Source organism: Blattabacterium sp. (Mastotermes darwiniensis) str. MADAR, from assembly GCF_000233435.1.
In the GTDB taxonomy this organism is placed as follows: domain Bacteria; phylum Bacteroidota; class Bacteroidia; order Flavobacteriales; family Blattabacteriaceae; genus Blattabacterium.
Genome location: NC_016146.1, coordinates 172,483 through 196,164, shown reverse-complemented (window position 1 = coordinate 196,164; position 23,682 = coordinate 172,483). Strand labels below are relative to the sequence as shown.

22 protein-coding genes and 1 pseudogene are annotated in these 23,682 nt (G+C 28.0%); 8 read left to right on the top strand and 15 right to left on the bottom strand.

All coding sequences use genetic code 11. The features are described 5' to 3' along the window. Positions 1-29: 29 nt before the first annotated feature. Both ruvX and def read left to right on the top strand, forming a co-directional pair. Positions 30-455 (top strand): Holliday junction resolvase RuvX, encoded by a 426-nt coding sequence (ruvX, locus tag MADAR_RS00955; RefSeq protein WP_014158667.1) that lies wholly within the window; start codon positions 30-32, stop codon positions 453-455. Between the two features lie 3 nt (positions 456-458). After that, positions 459-984: pseudogene (gene def, locus MADAR_RS00950) on the top strand (peptide deformylase). On the opposite strand, the gene rplT reads toward def, so the two are convergent. From rplT to MADAR_RS00895, 11 genes are all read right to left on the bottom strand, one after another. Then, positions 974-1,321, bottom strand: coding sequence for a 50S ribosomal protein L20 (gene rplT / locus MADAR_RS00945; protein WP_014158666.1), 348 nt, complete (start codon positions 1,319-1,321; stop codon positions 974-976). The pseudogene def and the gene rplT overlap by 11 nt on opposite strands. Before the next feature lies 1 nt (position 1,322). Next, positions 1,323-1,511 (bottom strand): 50S ribosomal protein L35, encoded by a 189-nt coding sequence (gene rpmI / locus MADAR_RS00940; protein WP_014158665.1) that lies wholly within the window; start codon positions 1,509-1,511, stop codon positions 1,323-1,325. Between the two features lies 1 nt (position 1,512). Continuing rightward, positions 1,513-1,974: a translation initiation factor IF-3 gene (gene infC / locus MADAR_RS00935; protein WP_014158664.1), complete on the bottom strand. Its 462-nt coding sequence runs from the start codon at positions 1,972-1,974 to the stop codon at positions 1,513-1,515. 133 nt (positions 1,975-2,107) lie between these two features. Next, positions 2,108-3,310 carry a threonine--tRNA ligase gene (gene thrS, locus MADAR_RS00930; protein ID WP_014158663.1) on the bottom strand — a complete coding sequence of 401 codons (1,203 nt, stop codon included), beginning with the start codon at positions 3,308-3,310 and terminating at the stop codon, positions 2,108-2,110. A 71-nt stretch (positions 3,311-3,381) separates the two neighbouring features. After that, the gene (locus tag MADAR_RS00925; protein ID WP_014158662.1) at positions 3,382-4,104 is read right to left on the bottom strand and encodes an MIP/aquaporin family protein; all 723 of its coding nucleotides are present in this window, start codon (positions 4,102-4,104) and stop codon (positions 3,382-3,384) included. 7 nt (positions 4,105-4,111) lie between these two features. Continuing rightward, complete coding sequence (glpK, locus tag MADAR_RS00920; protein WP_014158661.1) at positions 4,112-5,602, bottom strand: glycerol kinase GlpK; 1,491 nt, start codon at positions 5,600-5,602, stop codon at positions 4,112-4,114. A 22-nt stretch (positions 5,603-5,624) separates the two neighbouring features. Next, positions 5,625-7,205: a glycerol-3-phosphate dehydrogenase/oxidase gene (locus tag MADAR_RS00915; RefSeq protein WP_014158660.1), complete on the bottom strand. Its 1,581-nt coding sequence runs from the start codon at positions 7,203-7,205 to the stop codon at positions 5,625-5,627. A gap of 81 nt (positions 7,206-7,286) precedes the next feature. Continuing rightward, positions 7,287-8,639: a signal recognition particle protein gene (gene ffh / locus MADAR_RS00910; RefSeq protein ID WP_014158659.1), complete on the bottom strand. Its 1,353-nt coding sequence runs from the start codon at positions 8,637-8,639 to the stop codon at positions 7,287-7,289. A gap of 15 nt (positions 8,640-8,654) precedes the next feature. Further along, complete coding sequence (gene argS, locus MADAR_RS00905; protein WP_014158658.1) at positions 8,655-10,403, bottom strand: arginine--tRNA ligase; 1,749 nt, start codon at positions 10,401-10,403, stop codon at positions 8,655-8,657. Continuing rightward, entirely contained in the window at positions 10,403-11,464 is a 1,062-nt protein-coding gene (locus MADAR_RS00900; protein ID WP_014158657.1) for a branched-chain amino acid aminotransferase, read from the bottom strand. Before MADAR_RS00900 ends, argS begins: the two co-directional genes overlap by 1 nt. 50 nt (positions 11,465-11,514) lie before the next feature. Continuing rightward, positions 11,515-13,980, bottom strand: a complete 2,466-nt coding sequence (locus tag MADAR_RS00895; protein WP_014158656.1) for a thiamine pyrophosphate-dependent enzyme — start codon at positions 13,978-13,980, stop codon at positions 11,515-11,517. Positions 13,981-14,033: 53 nt separating this feature from the next. On the opposite strand from MADAR_RS00895, the gene ndk reads away from it, so the two are divergent. From ndk to MADAR_RS00880, 3 genes are read left to right on the top strand one after another with little or no spacing between them, the layout of a single operon-like run. After that, positions 14,034-14,468 (top strand): nucleoside-diphosphate kinase, encoded by a 435-nt coding sequence (gene ndk, locus MADAR_RS00890; protein ID WP_014158655.1) that lies wholly within the window; start codon positions 14,034-14,036, stop codon positions 14,466-14,468. A 37-nt stretch (positions 14,469-14,505) separates the two neighbouring features. Next, a complete protein-coding gene (locus MADAR_RS00885; protein ID WP_014158654.1) occupies positions 14,506-15,105 on the top strand; it encodes a LemA family protein in 600 nt (199 codons plus the stop codon). 10 nt (positions 15,106-15,115) lie between these two features. Continuing rightward, positions 15,116-15,874, top strand: a complete 759-nt coding sequence (locus MADAR_RS00880; RefSeq protein ID WP_014158653.1) for a YgcG family protein — start codon at positions 15,116-15,118, stop codon at positions 15,872-15,874. Between the two features lie 5 nt (positions 15,875-15,879). Here the strand turns inward: MADAR_RS00880 and MADAR_RS00875 are convergent, their stop codons facing one another. Continuing rightward, positions 15,880-18,504 (bottom strand): valine--tRNA ligase, encoded by a 2,625-nt coding sequence (locus tag MADAR_RS00875; protein WP_014158652.1) that lies wholly within the window; start codon positions 18,502-18,504, stop codon positions 15,880-15,882. 33 nt (positions 18,505-18,537) lie between these two features. On the opposite strand from MADAR_RS00875, the gene MADAR_RS00870 reads away from it, so the two are divergent. Next, a complete protein-coding gene (locus MADAR_RS00870) occupies positions 18,538-19,029 on the top strand; it encodes a dihydrofolate reductase (RefSeq protein WP_014158651.1) in 492 nt (163 codons plus the stop codon). On the opposite strand, the gene MADAR_RS00865 is transcribed toward MADAR_RS00870, so the two are convergent. After that, positions 19,030-19,638, bottom strand: coding sequence for a bifunctional nuclease family protein (locus tag MADAR_RS00865; protein ID WP_014158650.1), 609 nt, complete (start codon positions 19,636-19,638; stop codon positions 19,030-19,032). A gap of 145 nt (positions 19,639-19,783) precedes the next feature. Here MADAR_RS00865 and MADAR_RS00860 point away from each other — a divergent pair, with 145 nt between their 5' ends. Further along, positions 19,784-20,383 carry a hypothetical protein gene (locus MADAR_RS00860; protein WP_014158649.1) on the top strand — a complete coding sequence of 200 codons (600 nt, stop codon included), beginning with the start codon at positions 19,784-19,786 and terminating at the stop codon, positions 20,381-20,383. A gap of 61 nt (positions 20,384-20,444) precedes the next feature. Beyond that, positions 20,445-21,425, top strand: coding sequence for a pyruvate dehydrogenase complex E1 component subunit beta (locus MADAR_RS00855; protein ID WP_014158648.1), 981 nt, complete (start codon positions 20,445-20,447; stop codon positions 21,423-21,425). On the opposite strand, the gene metF is transcribed toward MADAR_RS00855, so the two are convergent. Beyond that, entirely contained in the window at positions 21,422-22,381 is a 960-nt protein-coding gene (metF, locus tag MADAR_RS00850) for a methylenetetrahydrofolate reductase [NAD(P)H] (protein ID WP_014158647.1), read from the bottom strand. The genes MADAR_RS00855 and metF overlap by 4 nt on opposite strands. A 10-nt stretch (positions 22,382-22,391) precedes the next feature. Further along, the gene (serS, locus tag MADAR_RS00845) at positions 22,392-23,660 is read right to left on the bottom strand and encodes a serine--tRNA ligase (protein ID WP_014158646.1); all 1,269 of its coding nucleotides are present in this window, start codon (positions 23,658-23,660) and stop codon (positions 22,392-22,394) included. Positions 23,661-23,682 lie beyond the last annotated feature (22 nt).

Sequence of the window (23,682 nt, the reverse complement as noted above, 5' to 3'; positions counted from 1 at the left end):
TAAATAAATAATATATTTGTTACACTATAATGAAAAAAATATTGGGAATAGATTACGGAGAAGTGATAACAGGTTTGTCTATAACAGACTCTTCACAAGAATTTGCATTTGGACTAAAAGCCATTCCGACTAATAAATTAATGAATTTTTTAGATATTTTTATAGATCATGAACGGATAAAAAAAATTGTTATAGGATTACCTAAAACATTTAACAATAAAGAGTTTTTAATAGAAAAGTCTATTAAAAAATTTATTTATAAATTTCAGAGAAAACATCCTAAAATTATAATAGATCGACTGGATGAACGTTTGACATCTAAAATGGCATTTCACACAATGATAAAATTAGGTTTAAAAAAAAAAAAGAGAAGAAAAAAAGAAATTTTAAATAAAATTAGTGCCATCCTTATTTTACAATCTTATCTTTCCATTAAAAGAAGAGAAAAAAATTAATCTATGATTTTACCTATAGTCATTTATGGTCATCCTATTTTAAGAAAGAAATGTATAGATATAGATATCTCTTTCCGAAAGAAAACTAGTCAATTGATAAAGGATATGTTTGAAACTATACATAAAGTAAAAGGAATAGGATTGGCTGCTCCTCAAATTGGAAAAAGTATACGACTTTTTATAGTTGAAACGCCTTATTCATCGGAAAAAGATATATATAAAGAAGTTTTTATTAACGCTAAAATATTGAAAATTTATGGGAAAGAATATTCCTTCAATGAAGGTTGTTTAAGTTTTCCTGGAATTATGGGATATATAAAAAGAAAATCTCATGTATTAATAGAATACTACGATCATAACTGGAAAAAAAAAAAAAACTTTTAAAGGGATCTGTGCAAGAGTAATACAACATGAATATGATCATATTGAAGGGAAACTTTTTATAGATTATTTGTCCTCCATGAAAAAAAAATCGATAGAAAAAAAAATGATCTATTTTTTGGAAAAAATAAAATTATCTATGAGGTGATATGATCTACTATTTTTTTTAAGGAATCTGGATCGTTCATAGAAAAATATGAAAGGAATTTTCTATTAATTTTAATGTTTTTATCAGATAGTTTTTTCATAAATACGGAATAGGATATTCCGTATTGACGAACCCCAGCATTAATACGTTGAATCCAAAGAGATCTGAAATATTTTTTCTTTTTTTTTCTTCCTGAAAAGGCATAGATCAAAGATTTTTCTACAGCATTTTTAGCTACTGTATAAACTTTACTTCTTGCTCCATAAAAACCTTTTGATAATTTAAGTATTTTTTTACGTCTTCGTCTAGAAAAAACGGAATTTGTAGATCTTGGCATTTTATAATTGTTTGTCTATATTTTTTTGATCGGATCTCTTCAATAAAGAAAATACTGAAAGTTTACGTTTTCTTTTCTTCGATTTTTTAGTTAAAAGATGATTTTTAAATGCATGTTTTTTTTTTATAGATCCATTAGCTGTCTTTTTGAATCTTTTTTTTGATCCTGATTTTGTTTTTAATTTAGGCATACTAAACTTTTTTTGGAGCTAAAATCATGTACATTCTTTTGCCTTCCATAACTGGCATTTTTTCTACCCTTCCATATTCTTCAATTTCTTCTGCGAATTTTAACAATTTTATTTTTCCTTGATCTTTATATACTATTGAACGTCCCTTAAAGAAAACAAAAACTTTTACTTTATCCCCTCGCATTAGAAATTTTTCAGCACTTTTTATTTTAACCTTTCCATCATGATCTCCTATTTGAGGGCCAAATCTAATTTCTTTAGTATTCACTTTAATTTGTTTCGCTTTAAATTGCTTCTTTTTTTTCTTTTGTTCATATAAAAACTTCTGATAATCCAGTATTTTACATACAGGAGGATCCACTTTTGGATTAATTTCCACTAAATCAAGTCCTTTATGTCTAGCAAATTGAATAGCTTCTTGTATAGAGTAAATCCCATTTTCTATACTACAATTTCCAACCAAACGAACTTGATGAGAATCTATATGATTATTAATACGATGTGTATCCTTTTTTTGTTGTGTAAATGGACGATATATTCTCTTTTTTTTACCTCCTCTAGATCTAAAAAATTTCTTTTTTATGATATTTATAAGTTTAATTAGTTTCTTTAAAAATAGTGTCTATTCCATTGGAAATAGAAAATATTCCCATATGACCTAAACCATGTCGGCGCAATGAAATAGTTTCATTTCTTTCTTCTTTTTCTCCTACAACAATCATATATGGAATTTTATTTTCTTCCGAATCTCTGATTTTTTTATCTATTTTCTCATTTCTTTTATCAATAAAAACACGAATTCCACAATTTAACATCAAATTTAAAATTTTTTTTGCATAAACTATATATTTATCACTTATAGGAAGTATAACCGCTTGATTAGGAACTAACCAGAATGGAAGATTTCCTTTTGTATGTTCTATAAGAATGGCTATAAGACGTTCCAAAGAACCAAAAGGAGCTCTGTGTATCATTACAGGACGATGTTTTTCATTATTTTTTCCCTTATAATATAAATCAAATCTTTCAGGTAAATTATAATCAACTTGAATAGTTCCTAACTGCCAATCTCGTCCCAAAGAATCTTTGATAAGAAAATCCAATTTTGGGCCATAAAAGGCTGCTTCTCCATAATGAATAGGAGCTTCTATCTTTTCTTCTCTAACAGCTCTAAGTATAGCTTCTTCAGCTTTTATCCAATTTTTTTCAGACCCAATATAATTTTCTATTCTTTTTGTATCTCTAAGTGAGACTCTTATCGTATATTCCAAAAAACCTAAACGACGAAATACGTAAAAAACCAAATTTATTACTTTTTTAAATTCTTCCACTAATTGATCATAAGTGCAAAAAATATGTGCATCATCTTGGGTGAACCCTCTAACTCTTGTAAGACCATGAAGCTCACCACTTTGTTCATAACGATACACGGTCCCAAATTCTGCAAAACGTTTAGGGAGATCACGATAAGACCATTCTTGGGAACGATAAACTTCGCAATGATGAGGACAGTTCATTGGTTTTAATAAAAATTCTTCTTTCGAACGAGGAGTTTGAATAGGTTTGAAACTATCTTTTCCATATTTATTCCAATGACCGCTTCTAACATACAATTTTTTATGTCCAATATGTGGAGTAACAATCATTTCGTATCCATATTCTTTTTGAATATCGGTCAAGAATTTTTCCAAATTGTTTCTAAAAATGGTCCCTCTTGGTAACCATAATGGTAAACCTGTCCCAACTCTATCAGAAAAAATAAAAAATTTTAGTTTTTTCCCTATTTTCCTGTGATCCATACTGGGTTTTAACTTAAAAAAAGTATTCGAATATTTATTTCCAATAAAAAAAAGTTACGAGTTTTTTTCATTTATTTTGAAAACAACAAATATAATATAGAGGCAATAGAACTACCAATAACAGGACCTAATACAGGAATCCAAGCATAATCCCAATTACTTTTTCCTTTCCCAGGAATTTTGATTAAAGAATATATAATTCTTGGACCTAGATCACGAGCAGGATTAATAGCATATCCAGTAGTCCCCCCTAAAGATAATCCAATTCCCAATACAATCAAAGATAATGGAAAAGCTATAGAATATTTTTTTTCATGAAAAAAAATAGATCCTTCTGTAAGGTTAAAATTCAAAAACATAAAAATAAAAGTAGCTAATACTTCACTTAAAAAATTGGATGTAAAATTTCTTATAGAGGGACATGTTGCGAAAACAGATAATTTATACTTTTCATTTTCAGTTATCAAAAAATGATCCTTGTATAAAATCCATACTAATAAAGCTCCTAACATAGACCCAATAAATTGAGATAAAATATAAAACGGAACAAGACCCCAATTGAATTTTCCAACTATGGCTAAACCTATCGTTACAGATGGATTTAAATGGGCTCCACTATAAGGAAAAGATACTATGATTCCCATAAAAACAGCTAAAGCCCATCCTATAGTAATGGTTAACCATCCACCATCCTTATGTCCTTTTGTTTTGGACAAAAGGACATTTGCTCCCACTCCATTTCCTAAAAAAACTAAAATCATAGTTCCTATAATCTCTGCATAAAATTTTATCATAAAAAAATTATTTACTAGACCAAGATCTGGTAGTTTTTATTGCTCTTTTCCAACCTTTAATTCTTTCCAAACGACTTGACATTCCTTTTGGTTCAAAAATATGTTCTAATTTCCAGTTCTCCTGAATTTCTTCAAGACCAGTCCAATAATTTACGGCTAATCCTGCTAGATAAGCTGCTCCTGCTGCTGTAAGTTCAGAAATTTTGGATTTAACTACTTTCACATTGAGGATCTCAGATTGAAATTGCATCAATAATTTATTGACTGTTGCCCCTCCATCTACACGAAGTTCTTTGATAGAAATTCCTGAATCAGCCTCCATGGCTTTCAATACATCCATATTTTGAAAAGCAATACTTTCCAAAGCTGCACGTACAAAATGAGCAGAAGAAGTCCCTCTTGTTATTCCTACAATGGTTCCTCTTGCTTTTTGATCCCAATAAGGAGCTCCTAATCCGGAAAAAGCTGGTACCATATACAACCCTTCTGTATTTTCTACTGAAGAAGCAAGTAGTTCTGCTTCACTTGAAGATAACAGTAAACCTAATCCATCCCTAAGCCATTGTACAACTGCCCCTGCTATAAAAACACTACCTTCTAAAGCATATTGAATTTTATCTTTAATTTTCCAAGCAATAGTAGTTATTAAATTATTTTGAGAAAAAACAGGAGTCTCTCCTACATTCATCAACATAAAACAACCCGTTCCATAAGTATTTTTCACCATTCCAATCTTCGTGCACATTTGACCAAAAAGTGCAGCTTGTTGATCTCCAGCAATTCCAGAAATAGGAATTTTATGAGAAAGTATATGACCAGTTGTATAACCGAAAATTTCACTAGATGATTTTACTGATGGAAGCATTGTATATGGAATATCGAATAAATTGATTAAATCTTGATCCCAACTAAGAGTATGAATATTGAACAGCATAGTTCTAGAAGCATTGGTTACATCTGTTACATGAATTTCTTTTCCGGTTAAATTCCATATTAACCATGAATCTATAGTTCCAAAAGCTAAATTTCCAGAATTAGCTTTATCTCTTGCTCCTGGAACATTTTCTAATATCCATTTTATTTTCGTAGCAGAAAAATAAGGATCTATAACGAGACCTGTTTTTTTTCTAATCATTTCAGTTAATCCATCATATTTTATTTGATCACAATAGTTGGATGTACGTCTATCTTGCCAAACGATAGCATTAAAAATAGGTTCGCCCGTTCTTTTATCCCATACAACAGTAGTTTCTCTTTGGTTAGTTATTCCTATTGAAACAATATTTTCCCCTTCTAAATTTGCTTTTAAAATAGCTTCTAAAGCAACAGAAGCTTGCGTAGACCATATTTCTTCTGCATTATGTTCTACCCATCCAGGGTAAGGATAAATTTGTGTAAACTCTCTTTGAGCTACGGAAATAATATTTCCAATTTTATCAAAAATAATAGCTCTAGAACTAGTAGTTCCCTGATCTAATGAAAGCACATATTTTTTCATACATATATAATTACAATACTTACTACTGGATAGGATAATAATAATGCATAGCTAAATCTTTAAAAGAAGCTATCTGTGATTTTTTCCACTTTTCATCTCTAGAAAGCTCTTGAGCCATTAATTCTGCTACTATTGGGGCTATATCTATAGCTTTCCTAGCATTCAAAAACAATAAACGAAACCTCCTTGCTAAAACATCTTCTATTGTTCTAGCCATTTCATGACGAACCATCCATATAACTTCTGCTTTTATACAATAATAAGGAGACTGAGATATCAATGGATCTCCCCATAAAGGATTTTCCTCAATTAATTTTTTAATATACAATTCTTTTTTTCCATCAGTACTTTTAAAAAAAGAGGTACTATAACCAAAAATCTTTATATTTTTGGTTACAGAAGGAACTTTATTTAATCTTCCTATTTCGATAGCTTTATTGACCGTTTCTTCCGCCATTTTTCTATATGTAGTCCATTTTCCACCTATGATGGTTACTAATCCAGAAGGACTAATTATTAGTTTATGAGATCTAGAAATATCTTTAGTGGAAGTAGTAGAAGATGAATTAGGAGGTACAACAAGAGGACGTAATCCAGAAAAAACACTTAATATGTCCTTTTTTTTCGGATGAAATACAAAATATTTTTTAAAAGTGTGCAAAATAAAATCTATTTCTTTTTCTAGAGGTTTAGGTTCAAGAACACTTTCTTCTAAAAAAGTATCTGTAGTTCCTATTAGAACATGATCATACCATGGAATGCTAAACAGAATTCTTCCATCAGAAGTTTTTGGTATCACTATAGCATCAGAACTGCTAAAAAAAGATTTTTTTAATACAATATGCGTTCCTTGACTAGGTCTTATGAAAATAGGCCATGTAGATTCATCCATTTTTGAAATATTATTGGAAAAAACCCCAGTAGCATTGACTACTGTTTTTGAATGAATAGAATATTTTTTTTTAGTTTCAAGATCATAAGCTATTACCCCAGATATCTTATTTCCTATTTTCTTAATAAGATTTTTTACTTGAAAGTAATTTAACAATACACCTCCTTTATGAACACAAGTTTGAGCTATATTAATAGCTAGACGAGCATCATCAAACTGTCCATCATAATACAAAATACCTCCTTTCAAACTTTTTTGTCTAATTTCAGGAAATATTTTGATAGTTTCATTTTTAGATAAAAATTGTGATTTTCCAAAACTCAATGATCCAGCCAACCATTCATAAATTTTTAAACCAATCCAATACAATAAACCCATTCTCCAACTAAAAATTGGAATAACAAATCGTTTTTTTTTAACCAAATGAGGAGCATTTTTCAACAAAAAACCCCTTTCCTGTAAGGCTTCATATACTAATTTTATATTTCCTTGAGATAAATATCGTATTCCTCCGTGGATTAATTTTGTACTACGACTAGAAGTTCCTTTAGAAAAATCAGATTGTTCTAAAAGTAGAGTCTTATATCCTCTAGAAGCTGAATCCAAAGCAATACCTAAACCTGTAGCTCCTCCTCCGATAATGACCATATCCCAAATCTTTCTATTTTCTAAAATACTTAGAAATCTATTTCTATTTAAAAAATTTTTCATGATGAATCATTCATATCCGTGATCTCCCCATATCGCATATTGGACCAACAAAATTAAAAATATTTTCAAAAAAAAAGAAAATTAATGCATATTATTATTCTCTTTATTGATAATTTTTGATAAAAAATTTTTTATAATTTCTTTCCCTGAATTTTCCTTAATTGTTTTCATCATCCTACTAATGTTATAAAATTGTTTCAAAAAAAGATCCATATCCATCAATGTAACTCCAGCTCCCTTTGAGATTCTTTTTTTTCTTCTGATATCATCAGTAAATACTTTTGGATGATTTCTTTCATAAGGAGTCATGGACAAAATAATGGATTCTATTTGGTTTAAAGAATCTTTTTTATCTTTGACAAAGAAGTTTGCCATTCCAGGAATCATGGAAACAATATTTTTAATACTTCCTATTTTTTTTACTTGTTGTATTTGTTCTAATAAATCTTCAAAATCAAAACGATTTTTTGATATTTTTCTATAAATCTTTTTAGTTTTTTCCTCATCAAATTGTTCTTGAACTTTTTCTACAAAAGAAATTATATCTCCCATTCCTAAAATTCTATTAGCTATTCTTTCTGGATAAAAAATTTCCATATCCTCTACTTTCTCTCCATTACTAATAAATTTAATAGGTTTTCCAACTACGCTAGACATAGTAATAGCTACTCCTCCTCTACTATCTCCATCCAATTTAGTCATTACTATTCCATCAATGTTCAAATATTTAGAAAAAACTTGAACAGTATTTATAGCATCCTGTCCAGTCATTGCATCCACGACAAATAGAGTTTCACTTGGTTGAGAATATTGATGAATTTTTTTGATTTCATCCATCATAATTTGATCAATAGACAATCTTCCTGCCGTATCGATGATGATAACGTTGTGTTTTTTTTCAGAAGCATAAATAAAAGATTTTTCCATAATTTCTATTACACTTTTACTTTCTCTTAAAAAAAAAACGGGAATATTTTCTTTATCACCCATTATTTTTAATTGATCTATAGCTGCAGGACGATGAATATCTGCAGCTACTAGCAAAGGAGTTTTGTTTTTTTTTCTCAAAAAGAAAGCAAGTTTAGAAGAAAAAGAAGTTTTCCCACTTCCTTGCAATCCACAAATTAAGATAATGGAAGGATTATTGGAAAGGTTTATATCCATTTTTTTTTCTCCCATAAGAAGAACTAACTCATCATATACAATTTTTATGATTAATTGCTTTGGATTTAAAGAAGTTAGTACTTTTCTTCCAATAGATTTTTCTTTAATCTTTTGAACAAATGTTTTAGCTATTTTATAACTAACATCCGCATCGATAAGAGCCCTATGAATTTCTTTCAGAGTTTCTACAATATTTATTTCAGTTATTTTGTTATTTCCCTTTAAAATATAAAGGGCTTTATTCAAGTTTTTCTGTAAGTATTCAAACATAATCGTTTATTTTTTTTACATATGATCAAGCATTTTTATACCTAATAAACTCATTCCTGATTTTAAAATATTCCCTGTAACATGAATAATATTCATACGAATATTACTATGAAGAATATCTAAAGGATCAATTAATTTTTTATTTTGATATAGATGATTAAAAATTTTAGCAACATCATAAACATAATTCGCTACTAAAGAAGGATTCAAATCCATTGCTGATTTTTTTAATATCAATGGATATTTTTGAATAATTTTAATCATATTTTTTTCATATACATCTAATTTTGCGTTCGACCAATCTTCATTAGTTAAAGAACATAAATCTAAAAATTTTCGTTCCAATGAACGAATTCTAGAATAAGCATATTGAATATAGGTTCCTGTTTTTCCAGAAAAATCCATAGATTTTTCTGGATGAAAAATTATTCTTTTTTTAGGATCAACTTGAAGAAAATTATATTTTAGAGCTCCTAATCCTATTACTTCAGCATATTTTTCTTTTTTTTTATTGGAAAAATTATTTGACAATTTTTTTTTTGCCATAGAAATAATTTCCAGTATATAACTATCAGCATCTATAATATTTCCTTTTCTTGATTCCATTTTCCCACTTGGTAAATCCACCATTCCATAAGAAAGATGGGATAATTTTTTAACCCATACATATCCTAAATGTTTTAATATCCTAAAAAGAACTTTAAAATGATAATCTTGTTCTTCTCCTACAATGTAAATCAATTGATCTATAGAATATTTTCTAAAACGTTCTACAGCTGTTCCTATATCTTGAGTTATATATACGGAAGTTTCATCCGACCGCAATAAAAGTTTCTCATCAAAACCTTCTTTTTCCAGATTAACCCAAATAGACCCATCTTCTTTTTTAAAAAAAATACCTTTTTCAAGACCATTTATAACAATATTTTTCCCAATTTCATAAACATTACTTTCATATTCTACTTTATCAAAAGTTATTCCCAATTTTTTATAAGTCTTTTTAAAACCATCATAAACCCATTTATTCATTTTTTTCCAAATATTCATAGTTTCAATATCTCCAGATTCCCATTTTTTTAATAAATTCCTTGCTTCTTTTAAAATAGGTACTATCTTTTTAGGTTTAGAATTTTTTTTATATTGATTATGATAAATTTTATCAAATAAACTATAATATCGACCAACAAAATGATCCCCTTTCATTCCTGTACTATCAGGAGTTTTTCCTTCTCCTAATTTTTTCCAAGCAATCATAGATTTACATATATGTATTCCTCTGTCATTAATTATCTGAACTTTTGTTATTTTATGCCCAATCATTTTCAATATTTCGGATATAGAAAAACCAATAAGACTATTTCTAATATGACCTAAATGAAGAGGTTTATTGGCATTAGGAGAAGAATATTCTATCATTATATTTTCAGAGGAAGATTTTAAGTTATAATAAAAATTGTTATTTAACATTCTTTTAAGAAGATGAATATAATAACCATCCTTAAAAATAAAATTTAAAAAACCTCCAATAATAGAAAAAGAAATAAGACCCCCTAATTGATTCTGTACATAATTTCCAATACTATTTCCAATTTTTTCGACAGGTTGTTTTAACTTCTTAGATAAAGAAAATAAAATCAAAGTAATATCTCCTGGATATTCTTTTTTAGTATATTGAAAATCCAATTTTGGACATGAGTCCAATTTATATAAAATAGATAAAGACTGTTTCGTAACTTTTTCTATATATTGAAATTTTCCTTTCATTATAAAATTTTTTCCAATTTTAATCTCCATCCAAAAGGATCTTCCGATAAATTGTGTTGTATATCTAACAATCTTTTTTTCAAAAAAATAGAAATTCTTTCCTCATCTGGAAGATCCGGTAAATAAAAATTCTTTCCTTTATAACTAATTGTTTGAAAATAGGTAATAACTACTGCTGTTCCGCAACCAAAAGCTTCTTTTAAAAAACCTTTTTTTAATCCATCTATGATTTCTGAAACACTTAAATTACGTTTTTGTATATCTATTCCTTCTTTTTTGGCCAAAGAAAGAACACTTTTACATGTTATTCCATTTAATATTTTTTCGTTAGCTAGTGGAGTAACTAGTTTATCTTTTAACCAAAAACAAACATTCATTGTATCAGATTCTTCAATCAGTGTGTGAGTGGAAGAATCTGTCCATAATATCTGATCAAAACCCTCTTCCCTCGCTAATCTAATAGGATAGAAAGAAGGAGCATAATTTCCAGAATATTTAGTAAATCCTACACCTCCTGGAGAAGAACGACTGTATTTTTCTTCAATTTTTATTTTTAAAGGATTTTTATAATAAGCGTCTGAAGGTGTAGTCATGATCATAAATAAATAATCGTTAGAAGGATTAACGGATAGACCAACATCTGTTGCAATCAATAAAGGACGAATATATAAAGACTGTCCATAATTTTTTGGAATCCAATTTCTATCCAAACCTATTAAATTTTTCAATCCATTCATAAAGATGTATTTTGGAATAGTAGGCATTTCCAAACGTATAGCTGATCGATTCATTCTTTTAAAATTTTCTTCCGGACGAAATAAAAAAACTTCTTCATTTTTATCTTTATAAGCTTTCATTCCTTCGAAAACAGCTTGTCCATAATGAAAAACAAGAGAACCAGGAGAAAACATCATATTTTCAAAGGGTTGAATAATGGGATTAATCCACTTTCCATTTCTAAATTCTGAACAAAATATATGATCCGAATAGGAATTTCCAAAGGATATATTATTAAAATCCATATTATTTATCCTTGAATTTAAGACTTTTTCTATTTTCATATTTTAGGTTGGACAAAAGATTACTTCTAATCAAAAATAAGAATTGAATTTCATTTTTCATGAACAATTTGCAATACTTTTTCTACAACATCTTCTACAGATGGTTTTGAAAAATAATCTCCATCTGATCCATAAGGAGGACGATGTTCTTTAGCTGTAATTGTAACAGGAGGACTATCCAAATAATAATATCCATTTTGTTCTTCTAATATTTTTTGTAATATGTAGGCAGAAGCTCCTCCTGGTACATCCTCGTCTATGATCAACAATCGATTAGTTTTCTTTAAACTTTTTACTATATCTTTTGGAAGATCAAAAGGTAATAATGATTGAATGTCTATTATTTCAGTTTCTATATTTATTTTAGATAATTCTTCTGCTGCTTCATGAACGATTCTCCATGTAGATCCATAAGTAACAATGGTGATATCATTTCCTATTCTAGTTAATTCCACTATTCCAATTGGAGTTCTGAAATAACCCAAGTTTTCTGGTAACTTTTCCTTTATTCTATAACCATTAAGACACTCAACAACTAAAGCAGGATCATCCCCTGCTAATAAAGTATTATAGAATCCAGATGCTTTTACCATATTTCTTGGGACAAGTACTAAAATTCCTCTTAAATAATTAATAATTCCTCCCATAGGAGATCCAGAATGCCATATTCCTTCCAAACGATGACCTCTAGTTCGAATAATAACTGGAGATTTTTGCCCCCCTTTTGTTCTATATTGTAAACAAGAAAGGTCATCACTCATAATTTGCAGAGCATATAAAAGATAATCTAAATATTGAATTTCAACTATAGGACGAAGTCCTCTCATAGCAAGACCTATACCTTGTCCAATAATAGTAGATTCACGTATTCCAGTATCGAAAACACGAATTTCTCCATATTTTTTTTGAAGACCTTCCAATCCTTGATTTACATCTCCAATTTTCCCAACATCTTCTCCAAAAATTAAAAGATCAGGATGCAGTTCTAATAATTTGTCAAAATTATCTCTTAAAATGATCCTTCCGTCTACTTTACAAGAGTTTTTTTTATAGATAGGACTAACTTCGGTTAAGTTTATCGATGATTTTTCAGAAATACTATACAAATTAGAAGAATAATTTTCTTGTTCTTTATTATATGTTTTTTTTAACCATTCTATAAGACAATTTTTGGGATAAGATTCTTCTTTAGAAGAAAGTAAATATAAAGATTTTCTAACGATACTAAATATGGATTTTTTCGTATGATATACATGTAAATTTTTTTTGTCTATCTGCAATGTTTTTATCTGTTCTTCTATCCATTTTTTACAAGGGAATGAAAACTGTATTTTCTGTAAAATACTTAGGGCTTCTTTTTGTATTTTTTCAATAGGTTTTCGAAAAGCTTTCCAAGCCTTTTGTTGTTCATTACGGACATATTCTTTGGAATCTATATCTATTTTATCTAGAGCATGATCATCTGCTATTTTATGAAATATTCCTGAATCTGTTTCCAATCTAAAATTCAAAATCCAATCTCTAAATTTTTTTATTCCATCGTTATTTATTTCCCACTGTAAACGTTCTTTTGATTTGTATCTTTCATGAGATGAAGAAGTAGAATGTCCTTGTGGTTGAGTCAAATTAGTAACATGTATGATTACAGGAACATGTTCGTTCCGTGCTATTTTATCAGCTTGAATATATGTTCTTGTCAGTTTCATATAATCAGATCCATTTACACGAAAAATCTCTATTCCATTCTCTTTTTTATTCCTTTGAAAACCAGAGAGAATATCACTAATATTTTGTTTAGAAAATTGATATTTATTAGGAACGGATATTCCATATCCATCATCCCAAACGGAAAGGATGATTGGTATTTGTAATACCGAAGAAGCATTCATAGTTTCCCAAAATAAACCTTCAGAAATGCTTGCATTTCCAATAGTTCCAAATGCTACTTCATTTCCATTATGAGAAAATATTTTATGTGTTTCTTTTAAATTTTTTAAATTTTTATAAATCTTGGAAGCATGAGCTAATCCTAATAATCTTGGCATTTGAGAAGCTGTAGAAGAAACATCTGCAATAGAATTTTTTTGTTCCATGAGATTTTTCCAATTTCCATCATAATTCAACAGACGTGAACCAAAATGAGATGTCATCATTCTACCAGAAGAAAAAGGTTCTTCTTTTAAATTAGAATCTGCATACAACTGAGAAAAAAAATTTCTAACCTTTAAAAGGCCAATGGCCATCATGAAAGTTTGATCTCTATAATATCCAGATCGGAAATCTCCATTTCTAAAAACCTTAGCCATAGCTAGTTGAGGTATTTCCTTGCCATCTCCAAATATACCAAATTTTGCTCTTCCATTTAATACTTCTTTCCGTCCTAAGATACTTGTTTCACGACTTATTTTTGCTAATTTATAATCATTTAGAATCATCTTTTTGAAAAAATCAAAAGAAGAGACTCCATCATAAAAAAGACTGCTAAATTTATTACTATTTTCTTTTTTTTTATTCATGATTATGAATACTAATTTTTTTGTATATGAAAATACAGTAATTTTCATAAAATATGAGAGTGAAAATAGGAAAAATAACATTAGCTATTATAAAACCTGATGCGGTTGAAAATGGATATATAGGATCCATTTTATTTCATATAGTTCGTGCAGGGTTTCGTATAAAGGCACTTAAAATGACGAAAATTTCAAAAAAATCAGCTAAAAAATTTTATGAAGAACACAAAAAAAGTTTATTTTTCGAATCTTTGGTGGATTTTATGTCTTCTGGTCCGATAGTCTTGGTTCTACTAGAAAAAGAAAATGCAGTCAAAGATTTTAGAACTTTAATAGGAGATAAAAATCCAATAAAAGCAAAAAAAGGAACTATACGTAAATTATATGCAAGTTCTTTAGAAAGAAATGCTATTCATGGATCGGATAGCGATAAAAAAGCTTTTAAAGAATGTCGATTTTATTTTTCTAATCGAGAAATTTTTTTTGATTGAAACATTACAAAAAATTCGTATATAAAATATTTAGTTTATGAAAAAAGGTTTTTTAATTAGTATTTACACTATTGTTGCATTAATATTTTTAATTTTTTTTTGGATTACTGAAACATACAATCAATTAGTTCAATTGAACGAAAATATAAAAACACAATGGAGTCAAGTAGAAAATGTTTATCAACGAAGAGCAGATTTAGTTCCAAACTTAGTCAATACAGTAAAAGGATCTGCTAATTTTGAAAAAAATACATTGAATCAAGTAATAGAATCAAGAGCAAAAGCTACTTCCATAAAGATAAATCCAAATAATTTGAATCAAAATCAAATTAGTAAGTTTCAAAGAACACAGGAAGGATTAAACAATTCCATCAGCAGATTGCTATTGATTGTAGAAAATTATCCTCATTTAAGATCTACACAAAATTTTTCAGAATTACAAAATCAATTGGAAGGGACAGAAAATCGTATTAATGTGGAAAGAAACCGTTTCAATGATCAAGTAAATAATTTTAATACTTATAGGAACAAGTTTCCAAAGATTATTATCTCTAATTTATTTTCTAAATTTAAAGAAAAAGGATATTTTAGATCTAAGATAGGATCAGAAAAAGTTCCTATTGTAGATTTTCAATAATCATAAAAAAATGAAAAATTTCATAAAAAAAGTTTTTAATTCATTATTAATTTTACTTTTTTTCACAAATTTTGTACAAGGACAATTTTATATACCTGAAACTACAAAAAAAATATATCCTGTGAACGACTATGCAGGAGTACTTACCAATAGTCAAAGAGAAAATTTGAATAAAAAACTTATTCAATATTCGAAAATAACTTCAACAGAAATTTTAGTTGCTATAGTTAAAGATCTTCATGGAGAAAATCCTAATTTTTTAGCTTATAGATGGGGAGAAAAATGGCGTATAGGAAAAAAAAATGAAAATAATGGAATTGTCATTTTGTTATCCATAAACGATCATAAGATATCTATACAAAATGGATATGGAATAGAACCTTACCTCACAGATTTTTCAACTCAACGCATCATAAAGAAAATAAAACCTCTATTAAAGAATAATCTTTATTTTAAAGCCATAGATAATAGTATTCAAGAAATATTTAAAATATTAAAAAATAAAAAATATGAATATAAAAAAAAACATAATAAAAATCATCTTTTGAATTTTTTTATTCCTATTAGTATTTTTTTTATTATGTTTTTTTTATTCTTATTCCCTTTTCAAAGAAAAGGAATAGAACCTTCATTATTCAATGCATTATTTTTAACCGATTTTCTTTTTCTATTCCAAAAAAAAAACTACCAACATGAAAACGAAGATAATTTTGATGGATTTGGAGAAGGTGGAACATTTGGAGGTGGTGGATCCAGCGGAAACTGGTAAATATACTATTCCATTTTATTCAAAATCTCTTTGAGATAAACTATTTTTTTTAAAGTGTCACTTTCTTTTTTTTTCTCCTTTAGAAGAATATCTTTTGACACATATTTCACATATTTTTCGTTTGACAAATTTTTACGAATCATGGATAATAAATTATGAAAGTACTGAATTTTTTTTTCAATATCAACAATATCCATTCTATGATAGTATTTTTTATCCACGGATAAAAAGTATCTATCCGTTCCTAAAAAAAAAGAAAGTAACCGTTGTTTTTCAGGTTTTTTTACATAAATTATTTGAGATAAATTTGCCAATTTTAATATAACAGAATGATATTCTTCTTTCTTTCCGATAGAAAATAAAATAAGACTAGTTTTATAAGGAATATGAATTTTATTTCTTATATGACGTATTTTAGATACAATTTTAGTAGTTCTTTCAAAAGAACTTAATAAGTTCTTATTATACGATCTTTTTTTAGGCCAAGAAGAAATAATTAATGCTTCTTCTTTTGTTCTTATTCTAAGAAGATTCCATATTTCTTCTGAAAGAAAAGGCATATATGGATGTAATAATTTTAATACATTTTCAAACAATTTAACCGTGTTAGAATACTCTATTTTTGATATACACTTTCCAGAAACAGGTTTGATAATTTCAAGAAATAAAGAACAAAAATCATTACAAATTAACTTGTATAAAATCATCAATGATTCATCCAATTTATATTCTTTAAAAAGTTTTTCAAAAATTTCTAAAACATAATAAAAACGATTTTCAAACCATTCAATTGCTTGCTTAGAAGCTTCATGAAGCTCCTTATTTTCTTCCACTATTTTCCAACTTTGTATCAAACGAAAAGCATTCCATATTTTGTTAGAAAAATTTTTTCCTTGCAAACAAAAATTATCCTCAAAATGAAAATCTTTTCCTGCACTAGCTCTGAGCATAATTCCCATACGAACAGAATCAGCTCCATATTTTTCAATTAAATCTATAGGGTTTGGAGAATTATTTAGAGATTTAGATATCTTTTTATTTTTAGAATCTCTCACTATTCCAGTAAAATAAACATTTTTAAATGGTTTTTTTTTCTTAAAAAGTAAACCGGCCATAATCATACGAGCAACCCAAAAAAATAAGATATCCGAACCTGTTACCAAATCTTCAGTAGGATAATAATAAGACATTTCATGATTATGTGGATTAGAAATTCCATCAAATACAGATATTGGCAAAATCCAAGAGGAAAACCAAGTATCCAAAACATCCGAATCTTGCCAAATTTTATCATAGCTTATATTAGGAATCTTTAGTTTTACTTTTTTTAAAGCTTCTTCCAAGTTTTCTGCTACAACAAAATCATGTGGAGAATTTCCATAATAATAAACAGGAATACGATGCCCCCACCATAATTGTCTTGATATATTCCAATCACGGATTCTATCCATCCATTGAAAATAATTTTTTTTAAATCTACTTGGATGAAATTTAATTTCCCCATTTTTTACTACTTTTATAGCAGGAATTGATATTTCTTTCATTTTTAAAAACCATTGAAGAGATAATTTTTGTTCTACCATCGATTTTGTTCTTTCTGAAAAACCTATCCTTTGATGAAAATTTTCTTCTATATTTTCTATAAATCCTAATTCATCCAATTCTTTAATTATTTTTTTTTTGACTTCAAAACGATCCATTCCTTGATAATGAAGTCCTTTTTCATTTAAAGTTGCATCTTCATTAAAAATATCAATTATATCCAAGTGATATTTATCCGCAATATTTTTATCGTTGATATCATGAGCTGGAGTAATTTTTAAACATCCTGTCCCAAAATTTGGATCGACATATGAATCTTGAATAATTGGAATGATTCTATTTATTATTGGGATTATCGCGTATTTTCCCTTTAAATGAGAATAACGTTTATCATCTGGATGAAAACAAATAGCTGTATCCCCAAATATTGTTTCTGGACGAGTTGTGGCAATACTAACAAAATCTTTTTCTCCTTTTATTGGATATTTTATTTGATAAAGTTCCCCTATACTTTCTTTATAGATAACTTCTTCATCCGAAATAGTTGTCCTAGCTTCTGGATCCCAATTAACCACATGATATCCTCTGTATATATATCCCCTTTCATATAAATCTATAAAAATTTTTGTGATAGATTTGGATGAATTTTCGTTCATCGTAAATTGAAGACGATTCCAATCACAAGAACATCCCAATTTTTTTAATTGATTTAAAATAATATTCCTATGTTTCTTAGACCATTCCAAAATATGGGATAAAAATTTATCTCTTCCTATAAGAATTTTAGATATTCCTTTCTTTTTTAATTGATGAACTATTTTTGTTTCTGTGGCAATAGAAGCGTGGTCTGTTCCTGGTACCCAACATGGGTTATACCCATTCATTCTAGCATATCTAATCAATACATCCTGTATGGTATTATTCAATATGTGTCCTATATGAAGAATTCCAGTGATATTTGGAGGAGGCATTACAATTGTATAAGGAGTTCTCTTATCTGGAAAGGATAAAAAGTAATTTCCATTCATCCAATAACGATATATTTTTCTTTCCACAGATTTTGGATTGTATTTAATTGGAATATTCATAAATTAAAAATATAAAAAAAATCAAAATATTTGATGAAAATTATACTTATATCTTCCATTTCTAGAAATGGATTCATAGGAAAAAATAATAAATTAATGTGGCATTTGCCCAATGATTTAAAACGTTTTAAAAACATGACTGTAGGAAATCCCATTCTTATGGGGAGAAAAACTTTTGAATCCATTGGAAGAATTCTTCCTGGAAGAAAAAATATCATTTTAACAAAGAAAAAATATTTTTCATCTTACAACAATGAAAATTTTAAACTTCTTTCTTCCATGAAAGAAGTTTATGATTTAACTTATGAAAAAATATTCGTTATAGGAGGGGAGGAAATATATACCTCCATTATAGATCAATCCCATATTATAGAATTAACCATTGTTCATAAAAAATTTTATGGGGACAAAAAATTCCCAAAAATCCATCCTAACAAATGGAAGAAAACATATGAATTTTTTTATGAAAAGGATAAACATCATTTATATGATTATAGTTTTGTACGATTCGAAAGAAAAGGTTAATTATTCTTCTCTTCTATCCAGTTCTTTTTTTATCTTTGCTGCAAGTTCATAACATTCATTTACTACTGCATGATTCAATAAAGCATTAAGATCTTTTTCTGTCATCTTTTCTAAGTCCTTTTGACTTTTTTCCTTCAAAAAATTGGAACGAGATTCTATTCCTACTTCAGAATTTTCATTTTCTTTGGGAACTCCATTTTCGAAATAAATTCCAGCCTTATCAAAAATTTCTTTTGTAGTATAAATAGGAGCTTGAAATCGTACAGCTAAAGCAACTGCATCGGAAGTTTTTGAATCTATTTTATGTTCTTTGTTTTCTCCTTCAAAAAGAATATAGGAAAAAAATATTCCATTAACCAATTTATATATAACAACTGATTTTAACCTAATATGAACCACTTTTGCAAAAGTTAGAAATAAATCATGTGTAAAAGATCTGGATGGATCTCTTTTGCTTATGGCGGAAGCAATAGATTGAGCTTGTAAACTTTCTATAATAATAGGAAGTTTTATTCTTCCAGATTCTTCTTCCAGTAATAAAACATATATCCCAGATTGTATTTGACTTAAGGATATTCCACGTATAGCTAATCTGATGAGTTGTTCCATAGCAATTAGGAAATAATGATTATCATCAAATATAATAAATTTATGGATTATTATTATATAGAAATTTTTATAAAAAAATTGTTGTCATATTCAATAATTCTTTATATTATGTAATGTAACTGTAATTTAAAATACAATTTTTATTATGAATGTTTCTACCATGAGATTTATAATTCCAACTATTTGTTTATCGTTAGGAATTCTTTTTGTATCCTGTAATGATGATGCACTCACTTTTTCTTCTAATGATCCTACGACAACGAATACAGATACTTCTTTTGCTAGTTCTAATCCTTCAGATAAACCTTCTAATCCTCCCGTTTTCAATCCTCCAATTCCTGCGGATATTAGTCCTGAATATTTATCTAAAAGAATAAAGGAAATAGGAGAAAGAATAGAAAGATTAGAGAAAGAAAGCGAAGTCCATTACAATGAATATTATGATCTAGTCAGTGCTCAGAAAAAAATTATGGATGAAGTAAAGAGAAGAAGAATGGTAATGAAATCTAAACCTTACGGATCTGCAGAACAATTTAAAGCTCAAAAAGAATTTGAAGATCATAAAAAATATGGCAAAGAAAAATTAAAAATTATTAAAGAAAAGAATATTTTTTTGAATAAATTAATTGATTCTATAACAGAGGCTAAAAATGAAAAACTAGCTCTTCAAAAAATGCAGGAAGAATTACAAAAAAATAAATCTACTAACAACAATAACGAACAAACAACAAAAACAAATAATTAATTATTCCAAACAACGGGAAAGTGATTCACTTTTCCGTTGTTTTTTTTTTTTTGATCCGATCATGAAAGAAATAACTTTTCGTGAAGTTATAGCGGAAGCTATGAGTGAAGAAATGAGAAGAGATAAAACCGTATATCTTATGGGAGAAGAAGTAGCTCAATATAATGGAGCTTACAAAGCTTCTAAAGGTATGTTAGAAGAATTTGGACCAAAGAGAGTCATTGACACCCCAATATCAGAACTTGGTTTTTCAGGTATAGGTGTAGGGTCTGCTATGAACGGTTGTCGACCTATTATTGAATTTATGACATTTAATTTTTCTTTATTAGCAATGGATCAAATTATCAATAATGCTGCAAAAATACGTTATATGAGTGGAGGACAATGGGACATTCCTATTGTTTTTCGAGGTCCTACTGGATTTTCTGGACAATTAGGAGCAACCCACTCTCAATCTTTTGAAAGTTGGTATGCTAGTTGTCCTGGATTAAAAGTCATAATTCCATGTAATCCATATGATGCTAAAGGTTTGTTAAAATCTGCTATACGAGATAATAATCCCGTAATCTTTATGGAATCTGAACAAATGTATGGGGATAAGATGATGATTCCAAAAGAGGAATATATTATTCCCATTGGAAAAGCGGATATAAAAAAAAAAGGGACGGATATTAGTTTGGTTTCTTTTGGTAAAATTATGAAACTTGCTTTAAGGATAGCAAAAAAATTAGATAAAGAAAACATTAGCGTAGAAGTAATAGATATTCGCACTATTCGTCCATTGGATTACGAATCCATACTTTCTTCTGTAAGAAAGACCAATCGTTTGGTAATATTAGAGGAATCATGGCCTTTTTCTTCAATAGCTTCTGAAGTTTCGTATATTGTACAAAAAAAAGCATTTGATTATCTTGATGCCCCTATCAATAGAATTACTTTATTGGATACTCCAGCCCCTTATGCTTCTAACTTGATTGAATCCTGGTTACCTAATGAAGAAAAAGTAATAAAATCCATCAGAGAAACTCTTTATATAATTTAATAAACGGCTTGAACTATTTTATAAATATTTTCTGGTTTGTCCATAGTGTAATAATGGATTACTTCCACTCCAGAATTTTTTAACTCCTTAGATTGCTGTATAGCCCATTCTATTCCGATATGAGAAATTATTTTTTTATCCTTAGCTTTTTCAATTTCTTTCACTAATTCATTAGGAATATTTAAAGAGAAACGAGAAGGAAGACTATTCAACTGTCTTTTAGAAGAAATAGGTTTTATTCCAGGTATTATAGGTACAAAAATACCTTTTGATCTACATTTTTTTACAAAAGAAAAGTATTTTTTATTGTCGAAAAACATTTGAGTAACAATATAGTTTGCTCCAGCTTCAACCTTTTTCTTCAAAAAGAATAAATCGCTTTCCATATTTGGAGCTTCTAAATGTTTTTCCGGATATCCAGCTATACCAATACAAAAATCAAATAATGGAGAGTCTTTTCTTTCAAAAGTTTTATCAAGATACTTTCCTATGTTCAAATTTTGAACTTGTTCTACTAATTCCACTGCATATTTGTGTCCGTCTTTTTTTGCAAAAAAACTCTTTTCTGATTTAAGTGGATCTCCTCTAAGAACTAAAACATTATTTATCCCTAAAAAATTTAGATCTATTAAAGCATTTTCCGTCATCTGTTTATTAAAACCACCACAAATAAGATGTGGAACAGCATCTATCCCATATTTATTCATAATAGCTGCACAGATTCCTACAGTTCCTGGACGTCGTGAAATAATCCTTCTTTGTAAGAGTCCATTTTCTTTCTCTACATAAAAAAATTCTTCACGATGATACGTGACATCAATAAAAGGAGGATTAAATTCCATTAAAGGATCTAAAGTAGAAAAAATATCTTTTATATCATGTCCTCTTAAAGGAGGTAATATTTCAAAAGAAAATAAACTTTTTTTTGCTTTAGCTATATGATCCGTCACTTTCATAAAAACTTTTTTATTTAATATTATCAAATCCTGTATAAGGAATTAAAACTTTAGGAATATTAATTTGATTTATAGTTTGATTATTTTCCAATAAAGCGGCCATAATACGTGGTAAAGCTAAAGCGCTACCATTAAGCGTATGACAAAATTCTATTTTTCCTGTTATGGTTCTATACCGTATATTTGATCTAACTGATTGAAAATTAGTACAATTAGATAAAGAACTTACTTCTAACCATTTTTTTTGTGCCATAGAATAAACTTCAAAATCATAAGTAATGGAAGAAGAAAATCCTAGATTTTTTCCAATTATACGAAGAACACGAAACGGTAATTCTAAGGATTTTAAAATATTCTTAATATGTAGAATCATTTCCTCTAAATAATAAGAAGAAGAATCAGGGGTAGTAATTTGAATGATCTCTACTTTTTCAAATTGATGTAACCTATTTAAACCTCTTACTTTAGAACCATAAGATCCTGCTTCCCTTCTAAAGCAAGAAGTATAAGTTGTTGCTTTTATAGGTAAATCTTTATATTTTAATATATTGTCTCTATAATAATTAATCAGAGGAATTTCTCCAGTTGGAATAAGATAAAAATTATCTTTCTCTATTAGATACATTTGCCCTTCTTTATCAGGAATTTGTCCTGTGGAGTATCCAGATTTTTCATTGATAAGATAAGGAAAACTGTATTCTGTATATGCAGCACGTATATTCTGATCTAAAAAATATTGAATCAAACTTCTTTGTAATTTAGCTCCTTTCCCAATATAAACGGAAAATCCAGATCCACATATTTTTGCTCCTAAATATAAGTCGAATAAATGAAACTTTTTTGCCAATTCCCAATGAGTAAGAGAACCTTCCATTAATGATGGAATATGACAATCTTGAAAAATAAAATCGTTATCCTCGATATTTTTTTTTACTTTTTCATCAGGAATATTAGGAATTTGATCCAGTTTTTCTTCTAAACTTTGAATAATTTTTTTTAATTGAATATTAAGATCTTTTTTTTTATTTTTTAGAGAAAGAGATTCTTCTTTTAACGAATTTAATTTTATATTGTTATTTTCTAGATTGATAATACAACTTATTCTTTTAGATATTGTATTCTCTATTTCCGAAATTTTATTCAGAATAGTTTGTATTTTCTTTTTTTTTTTATCTAAAGTTAATATTTCATCGATTAAGTTAACTTTATGAAAGTTCCTTTTTTTTAAACCTGATAAAACTTTTTCTCTGTTATTCCGTATAAAAGATACTTGAAGCATAATATTAAGATACAAATAATAT

Coding starts and splice junctions, on each gene's coding strand:
- ruvX (WP_014158667.1), top strand. CDS start 30: ATGAAAAAAATATTGGGAATAGATTACGGAGAAGTGATAACAGGTTTG.
- rplT (WP_014158666.1), bottom strand. CDS start 1,321: ATGCCAAGATCTACAAATTCCGTTTTTTCTAGACGAAGACGTAAAAAA.
- rpmI (WP_014158665.1), bottom strand. CDS start 1,511: ATGCCTAAATTAAAAACAAAATCAGGATCAAAAAAAAGATTCAAAAAG.
- thrS (WP_014158663.1), bottom strand. CDS start 3,310: ATGGATCACAGGAAAATAGGGAAAAAACTAAAATTTTTTATTTTTTCT.
- MADAR_RS00925 (WP_014158662.1), bottom strand. CDS start 4,104: ATGATAAAATTTTATGCAGAGATTATAGGAACTATGATTTTAGTTTTT.
- glpK (WP_014158661.1), bottom strand. CDS start 5,602: ATGAAAAAATATGTGCTTTCATTAGATCAGGGAACTACTAGTTCTAGA.
- MADAR_RS00915 (WP_014158660.1), bottom strand. CDS start 7,205: ATGAAAAATTTTTTAAATAGAAATAGATTTCTAAGTATTTTAGAAAAT.
- ffh (WP_014158659.1), bottom strand. CDS start 8,639: ATGTTTGAATACTTACAGAAAAACTTGAATAAAGCCCTTTATATTTTA.
- argS (WP_014158658.1), bottom strand. CDS start 10,403: ATGAAAGGAAAATTTCAATATATAGAAAAAGTTACGAAACAGTCTTTA.
- MADAR_RS00900 (WP_014158657.1), bottom strand. CDS start 11,464: ATGAAAATAGAAAAAGTCTTAAATTCAAGGATAAATAATATGGATTTT.
- MADAR_RS00895 (WP_014158656.1), bottom strand. CDS start 13,980: ATGAATAAAAAAAAAGAAAATAGTAATAAATTTAGCAGTCTTTTTTAT.
- ndk (WP_014158655.1), top strand. CDS start 14,034: ATGAGAGTGAAAATAGGAAAAATAACATTAGCTATTATAAAACCTGAT.
- MADAR_RS00885 (WP_014158654.1), top strand. CDS start 14,506: ATGAAAAAAGGTTTTTTAATTAGTATTTACACTATTGTTGCATTAATA.
- MADAR_RS00880 (WP_014158653.1), top strand. CDS start 15,116: ATGAAAAATTTCATAAAAAAAGTTTTTAATTCATTATTAATTTTACTT.
- MADAR_RS00875 (WP_014158652.1), bottom strand. CDS start 18,504: ATGAATATTCCAATTAAATACAATCCAAAATCTGTGGAAAGAAAAATA.
- MADAR_RS00870 (WP_014158651.1), top strand. CDS start 18,538: ATGAAAATTATACTTATATCTTCCATTTCTAGAAATGGATTCATAGGA.
- MADAR_RS00865 (WP_014158650.1), bottom strand. CDS start 19,638: ATGGAACAACTCATCAGATTAGCTATACGTGGAATATCCTTAAGTCAA.
- MADAR_RS00860 (WP_014158649.1), top strand. CDS start 19,784: ATGAATGTTTCTACCATGAGATTTATAATTCCAACTATTTGTTTATCG.
- MADAR_RS00855 (WP_014158648.1), top strand. CDS start 20,445: ATGAAAGAAATAACTTTTCGTGAAGTTATAGCGGAAGCTATGAGTGAA.
- metF (WP_014158647.1), bottom strand. CDS start 22,381: ATGAAAGTGACGGATCATATAGCTAAAGCAAAAAAAAGTTTATTTTCT.
- serS (WP_014158646.1), bottom strand. CDS start 23,660: ATGCTTCAAGTATCTTTTATACGGAATAACAGAGAAAAAGTTTTATCA.